At 70.3% G+C, this 6469-nt stretch carries 7 protein-coding genes and 2 pseudogenes; 5 read left to right on the top strand and 4 right to left on the bottom strand.

Annotated elements, in window-relative coordinates:
• Nucleotides 1-31: 31 nt before the first annotated feature.
• Both ACFWPT_RS28210 and ACFWPT_RS28215 read left to right on the top strand, forming a co-directional pair.
• Nucleotides 32-613 carry a TetR/AcrR family transcriptional regulator gene (locus ACFWPT_RS28210; RefSeq protein ID WP_063347018.1) on the top strand — a complete coding sequence of 194 codons (582 nt, stop codon included), beginning with the start codon at nucleotides 32-34 and terminating at the stop codon, nucleotides 611-613.
• A 290-nt stretch (nucleotides 614-903) separates the two neighbouring features.
• Nucleotides 904-1278, top strand: coding sequence for a hypothetical protein (locus ACFWPT_RS28215; protein ID WP_380381027.1), 375 nt, complete (start codon nucleotides 904-906; stop codon nucleotides 1276-1278).
• Nucleotides 1279-1371: 93 nt separating this feature from the next.
• Here ACFWPT_RS28215 and ACFWPT_RS28220 read toward each other — a convergent pair whose 3' ends face one another.
• Nucleotides 1372-1965 (bottom strand): TetR/AcrR family transcriptional regulator, encoded by a 594-nt coding sequence (locus ACFWPT_RS28220; RefSeq protein ID WP_380485179.1) that lies wholly within the window; start codon nucleotides 1963-1965, stop codon nucleotides 1372-1374.
• A gap of 163 nt (nucleotides 1966-2128) precedes the next feature.
• Between ACFWPT_RS28220 and ACFWPT_RS28225 the strand changes: the two genes are divergently transcribed.
• Both ACFWPT_RS28225 and ACFWPT_RS28230 read left to right on the top strand, forming a co-directional pair.
• A complete protein-coding gene (locus ACFWPT_RS28225) occupies nucleotides 2129-3148 on the top strand; it encodes a hypothetical protein (protein WP_380485181.1) in 1020 nt (339 codons plus the stop codon).
• 667 nt (nucleotides 3149-3815) lie between these two features.
• Nucleotides 3816-4247 (top strand): VOC family protein, encoded by a 432-nt coding sequence (locus ACFWPT_RS28230; protein WP_380345074.1) that lies wholly within the window; start codon nucleotides 3816-3818, stop codon nucleotides 4245-4247.
• Nucleotides 4248-4316: 69 nt separating this feature from the next.
• Here the strand turns inward: ACFWPT_RS28230 and ACFWPT_RS28235 are convergent, their stop codons facing one another.
• From ACFWPT_RS28235 to ACFWPT_RS28245, 3 genes and pseudogenes are all read right to left on the bottom strand, one after another.
• Nucleotides 4317-5084, bottom strand: coding sequence for a transposase (locus ACFWPT_RS28235; RefSeq protein WP_380485184.1), 768 nt, complete (start codon nucleotides 5082-5084; stop codon nucleotides 4317-4319).
• Between the two features lie 42 nt (nucleotides 5085-5126).
• Complete coding sequence (locus ACFWPT_RS28240; protein WP_380485187.1) at nucleotides 5127-5621, bottom strand: DUF4240 domain-containing protein; 495 nt, start codon at nucleotides 5619-5621, stop codon at nucleotides 5127-5129.
• A 92-nt stretch (nucleotides 5622-5713) separates the two neighbouring features.
• Nucleotides 5714-5839: pseudogene (locus ACFWPT_RS28245) on the bottom strand (flavin reductase family protein); the annotation flags it as partial.
• A 264-nt stretch (nucleotides 5840-6103) separates the two neighbouring features.
• On the opposite strand from ACFWPT_RS28245, the pseudogene ACFWPT_RS28250 reads away from it, so the two are divergent.
• Nucleotides 6104-6469: pseudogene (locus tag ACFWPT_RS28250) on the top strand (hypothetical protein); the annotation flags it as partial.

Below are 6469 nucleotides of genomic sequence, written 5' to 3' on the forward strand. Positions count from 1 at the left end.
TGTCAAGCGGGGGACGAGGAAAGGGAACACGATGACCGAAGCCCGCCCGCACACCGGACGCCGCCGCAACGAAGCCGCCCACCAGGCGATCCTCGACGCGGCCCTGCACCTGCTCGCCGAGTCCGACGGCACCCCCGTCACCATCGACGCCATCGCCCGCACCGCCGGCGTCGGCAAGCAGACCGTCTACCGCTGGTGGCCCTCCAAGGGCGCCGTCCTGCTCGACGCCCTCACCGACCGCGCCGACCAGGACGCCCCCGGCCCCGACACCGGCACCCTGCGCACCGACCTCCGCGCCTTCATCGCCACCACCTTCGACGGCTCCCAGCGCGACACCACCGCCCCCGCCCTGCGCACCCTCGTCCGCGAAGCCGCCCGCGACCCCCACCTCGCCGACCTCATGCAGACCTTCACCGCCACCCGCCGCACCGCCCTGCGCGACCTCCTCGCCCGCGGCCGCGAACGCGGCGAACTCGCCGACGACACCGACCTCGACCTGATCGTCGACCAGGTCTACGGCGTCTTCTGGTACCGCTTCCTCCTCGGCCACGCCCCCCTCGACGCCACCGTCGCCGACCGGCTCACCAACTCCCTGGTCGCCGGGAACGGTTAGGACCCGTCCGGCGGATCCTGCCCGGCGCCCACGCCGGTTGATCATCCGATCCGCCGTCGGTACCGTCCCGTGGGGCCCTCCCTGCGGGACGGCACCCGTCCGGGGAGGGGAGATTCATGCAAGGGCTAGACGCAGCAAGGCCGTTCACATCCCGGCCGGCGCGACGCGCGGCCGCACTGGCTGCGGCCGCGACCGCCGCCGTCGCCCTGGTGGCCGGCTGCGCGGCCGGGGACCCGGATCCGGACCCGAGGGCGTACCCGGGCAGCCCGAAGGGGCAGACCCTCGAAAAGGTGACGAAGGCGTTCGGGCTGGACCTGCCCGCGTGCGACCTTCAGGACGTCGGGTTCCACGGATCCGCGAAGTACCCCGGAGAGGCCCTGAACCTGAGCTTCCGGGCCCCGAAGGACTGCGTGGACCGCTTCCTCGCCGACCACTCGGTGGACCTGGCCCGCCCCGTCCACTGGAGCCCCGGACAGGGGGCCGGGACGGGCTTCGACTCCGACACCGAGACCCGGACCTTCGGCTGGTCCTTCGACAAGAACGTGACCTACGACCTCTTCGTCGACTTCACGACCTCCACCGGAAGCCGCTTCAGCGCGCTGGCCGACCCCGGACAGACCGAGCGGACGGTGTACCTGGAGGCGCGCCACCTCGGCGGTTCCTGACCCCGGAGGCCCGCGCCGCCCTCAGCCCGACCTCAGCCCGACCTCAGCCCGTCCGCCGAGCCCCGCCGGGCGCCACTCCGGGGCCGTGCCCGTTCAGACGTCCGCCGGCCCGCGGCGTCGGATCAGCGGCAGGTAGACCTCGTCCACGATCTCGACCAGGACGTCGTCGGGCGCGGTCGGCACGCCCCGCACCACGAACTCGTTGCGCAGCAGCACCACCGCCACCGTGGCCACCCTGGGGTGGAGCGCCCCTGGGGCCGCTTCACCACGGGCGACCGCGCGCCCCAGGATGGTGAGCCAGGGTGCGGCCGCGGCCTCGCCGGACTGGTCCTGGAGCTGCGCCAGGAACTCCGCCGCGCCACCGGCGGCGGCCAGGAGTTCGCGCAGGATCGCGCCGAGCGGGGAGCTCCAGTGCCGGTTCGCCTGGCGGAGCAACTCCAGGGCGTCCCCGCGTAGTTCACCGGTGTCGGGGGGCACGGCGGCGGTGGCCAGCTGCTTGTAGGCGGCGATACCGAGGGCCAGGCGGTTGGGCCAGCGGCGGTAGAGGGCGTTCTTGTTGGTGCCGGCGCGGGCGGCCACCTTGTCCATGGTCAGCCCGGCGAATCCGGACTCGGTGAGCTCCGCCACCGCCGCCTGGAGGATCGCCTCCTCCAGCGCCGCCCCGCGCCGCCGTGTCTGCCCGGCCATGGCCCTCGTCCCGTCCGATCCCGTCGCCGGTACCGCCGTCGATACCCCCGTCGATACCGCTCCCTACCCTCCCATCCTTCTTGTCTTCTCCGACCCGCGCCAACTAGGGTACTGGCCGTACCGTATTGCCGCTCCCCGCCCACCCCCAGGAAGGCAGGACATCGTGCGCGCCAAAGGCATCAGCTACGACACCGGATTCGTCAGGAACAGGTCGTACTCCCGCAGCCGGTTCGACCCGAAGGAGGTCGAACGCGAACTGCGCATCATCCGCGACGACCTGCACTGCAACGCGGTCCGCATCATGGGCGGCGACCCCGACCGGATCGAACTCGCCGCCGGACTCGCCGCCGACCTCGGACTGGAGGTCTGGTACTCCCCGTACCCGCTGGAACTCACCGCCGACGAGCTGCTGGCCCTGTTCGCCGACTGCGCCGAGCGCGCGGAACGGCTGCGGCGGCGCGGGGCCGAGGTGGTGTTCGTCACCGGAGCCGAACTCAGCCTGATGAACCCGGGATTCCTGCCCGGCGACACCACGGACGACCGCATCGCCCTGCTCAGCCGACCCGAGCTCGTCCGCGAACACCTCGGAGCGGTCAGCGGCCGGGTCAACGCGTTCCTCGACCAGGCCGTGGCCACCGTCCGCGGACACTTCGGCGGACGCATCACCTACGCCGCCGTACCGCTGGAGCGCGTCGACTGGACGCCCTTCGACCTCATCTCCCTCGACCTCTACCGCTCCGCAGAGACCGCCGACCGGTTCGCCGACGGCGTCCACGAGCTGGCCGCGCAGGGAAAGCCCGTCGCCATCACCGAGTTCGGCTCCGCCGGCTACCGCGGCGCGGGCGACCGGGGCGCGCTCGGCCTGGACATCGTCGAGTACGACGCCGAGGGCCCCGTCCGACTGAAGGCCGCGTACGAGCGCGACGAGGCCGGCCAGGCCGCCTACCTGCGCGAACTGCTGGAGGCCTTCGACGCCGGCGGCATCGACGCCACCTTCGTCTTCACCTTCGCCCTGTACGACCACGTACACCGCCCCGACGCCGATCCCCGCGACGACCTCGACCTCGCCAGCTACGGCATCGTCAAGGTCTACGAGGACCGCCCCGGCACCACCTACCCCGACCTCCCCTGGGACCCCAAGGCCGCCTTCACCACCCTCGCCACCTACCACCACACCCACTGACCAGGCACCGCCCGGCGCCGCCTCGGAAAAATATGCCGACCGGTCTACTGATTCACACCCTTGCGCACCAACCACCCACCACCCACCTCGCACCTCGCGCAGGAAGTCGGCCGGCCCGACTTCCTGCGCGACCATCCAGCGCGGGACCAAATATGACGACCGGTCTACATAGTCGGGCTCGCGACAAGCATGAGCACCCCCGCCCGCGCGCAGGAAGTCGACCTGGCCGACTTCCTGCGCAGCGCCCCAGCCGGACTGGGCGCGCAGAATATGACGACCGGTCTACATAGTTGTGTGCACGGCGAGCGGCGCCTCCGCCCCTCCGATGCGCGCAGGAAGTCGGCCTGGCCGACTTCCTGCGCGGCGCCCCAGGCTGGCGGGCTGGGGGGCGAGGAATATGACGGTCGGTCTACATAATTCCCCGAGATGGAAACGACGGCGCGTGACGTCCGGCGCGTGACGTCCGGTGGGCGGGGGGCTAAGGGTTGTCCCGTAACTGATCTTTGGCAGTATGAGAGTGGCTGGCCAGGATCGCATCCCAGGTTCCCTTTGGGAGGCGCTGACCTCGGTTCACCCCTGCGACCGCACGACATGGCAGCGGGTAGCAGGTGCCTCCACGGACCTCCCGACCTGGGGAGATGAGCAGGGCCCCTGTTATTGTGCGCCGATGTCAACGATCAAACAGTTCCAAGTGACCTTCGACTGCGCGGAGCCTGTCCGCCTCGCCGCCTTCTGGTGCGAGGTGCTGGGGTACGTCGTACCGACGGTCCCGGAGGGCTTTGCCACCTGGGAGGAGTACCAGCGATCGCTGCCGCCCGAGGATGAGGTCTACTTCGCGTGCACTGATCCCTCGGGTGTGGCCCCGCGTTTGCTCTTCCAGCGAGTTCCCGAGGGCAAGGTCGTCAAGAACCGGGTGCATCTCGATGTTCGGGTCGGCGCCGGGCTCGTGGGTGAGGAGCGTCTGGCCACACTTGAGGCCGAATGCGCACGGCTGATGGCGCTCGGCGCGAAACACGTGCTGACGCAGCGCGCCGATGGCGTCAACGAGTCGTGCATCACGATGCAAGACATCGAGGGCAACGAGTTCTGCCTCGCCTGATTCTCCTCCGAGACTGCGAGGTGGGGAGCCGTCTCCCGGGGACCTCTCAGGTCCCGCATGCGGCGGGAGTCATCCCGCGAGAGCGAGGTTGTGTAGGCGGGCAACGCCGTGCATCGCGTGGCGCACACCGTCGCCTCTCAGACGGCAGTCACGCAGGATCTTCCAGGTCTTCATCCGGGCGAAGGCGTGCTCGACGCGGGCGCGAACCCGTTTGTGGTCGTGGTTGTGTTCGGCCTGCCAGTCGGTCAGTTCGCCGCCTCGGGGCCGGCGGTGCGGGATGACGAGGCCGGTTCCGGGGTAGCCGCCGTCGGCGATCGTGGTTGTCCGGCCGACGGCGGCCTTGGCCCCGGATTCCTCCCATGCCCTGCAGTCGTTGCGGTTGCCGGGCAGGGGCCGGCCGACCACCACAACCAGGCGGGTGTCGGCGTCGATGACCACTTGGTGGTTCGTCGAGTAGCGATAGTTCTTCGACTGCTCGGCGACCTGGTGGTCGCGGGTGGGTACCAGCGTCCCGTCCACGATCAGCACCGCGTCCTTGGCGAATCGCCTACGCGGGGCAAGCGCGAGCCGGGGGCCGAGATGGTCGATCACGCGATCGGCGGTGGACTTCGACACTCCGAAGAGCGGCGCGAGTTGGCGCAGAGTCAAGTTGGTGTGCCAGTACGCGGCCACCAGTAGCACCCGGTCCTCCAGGGACAGCTTCCACGGCCGACCACGGCCCGGCGCGTCGCCGCCCTCGCGGCGCAGCTGCCTCATCAACTTGCCGAAGGCACGCGGGCTCAGTCCGGCGAACGGGGCTATCCAGGACGGCTCAGACGCCGTGATCACACCAGCCACGGCCAAGATCATCCCACGGCAAGATCACTTGCGGGACAACCCTTAGTCGGCGAAGCGGGCTGACAGGTGGGGGAGGAGGGTGGGGAGGTCTTCGTCCTCCCAGGGCTCGCCGGTCGGGGGGCCGGAGGTGATGTCGTTGGAGGGGAGGTCGGCGCCGGTGAGTTGGCGGTAGGCGTGGGTGGCCGCGTAGGCGAGGTCTTCGGCCTCCAGTTCCTCCTGGTCGGGGGTGAGGAGTTCGGCGAGGCTGTCCGGGTCGGCGAGGGCCTGTTCGAAGAGGGTTCGGCCGGCGCCTATCAGCCAGTCGCGGAAGTAGTCGAAGCCGTCGTCGCTGCAGCCGCCGTTGACGAGGTAGCCCGCGCCCCAGAGCAGCCAGGTGCAGGAGCGGGCCTTCTGCTGCGCGTAGTGCCGGTCGAAGTCCGCGATCTGATCGGGTGCCAGGCCGGCGAGGTGCTCGGTGAGCGCGTCGGCGTGTTCGCTCTCGTCGGCGGCGCCGGCGCGGGTGTCGTCGATGATCTGCCAGAAGGTGTCGAGATCCATGCCCGTCACCTTGGCAGGTGGGGCTGACACTCTCTCGCGCAAGCGGCAGAACGGTTTCAGTGGTTTCAACGGTTTCAGCAGCTTCAGCGGTTTCAGCGGGGCGTCTGGGTGCGGAAGCTGTGGCCGAGCTCGGGGCCGGGTCCGTAGTAGTGGCGGAAGTTGTAGATCAGCGGGCTCCAGCGGGCCGGGTCGACGTGCTGGGAGCCGGGGACGACGATGCATCGACGGTAGGGCGGGGATCCTTCGGTGCGGGCCGAAGGATCCCCGTCGACCGGTCAGACCATCACGTGGCCGGGGGCCGACGGCCGCAGGGCACCACGCGAGGGGCCGCGATGGGGCCGCGATGGGGCCAGGTGGCCGACACCCAGCGGTCGCAAGGGGTTCGGGTCCGGATGGCGGCCCGAGCCAACCCATGTCACGTTACTCAAAGTGTTCACAAAAACACCTCGCGTTATCTCGATACTGCGGCGTGGCGCCTTGCGGTGACCACGCCCGACTGGAACGGAGACGGTATGGCAGGGATCAGACGCGGCCGGTCGCGCGGCAGGCTCGCCGCGGCGATCGGACTGGCGGTCATCGGCGTGACGGCGGGTTGGGGAGGAGGTTCGGCACACGCCTTCCCGGCGCACGCCTTCCCGGCGCAGGAGACGGCATCCGTAAGACCTGCCGTCGCCTCACCTGCGGACGGCACGGACGGCGCGGACCGCGCGAACGGTGCGAACGGTGCGAACGGCGCAGACGGGAAGTCAGGACCCCGGGCGTTGACCTGTCCGCCGGTGCCGTTGTGGGTGAACACCGGCGGTGGCGGTGACCAGCTGTACTCGTACAGTCCGACCGGTACGCAGTTG

Source organism: Kitasatospora sp. NPDC058478 (genome assembly GCF_042720345.1).
Taxonomy (GTDB): domain Bacteria; phylum Actinomycetota; class Actinomycetes; order Streptomycetales; family Streptomycetaceae; genus Kitasatospora.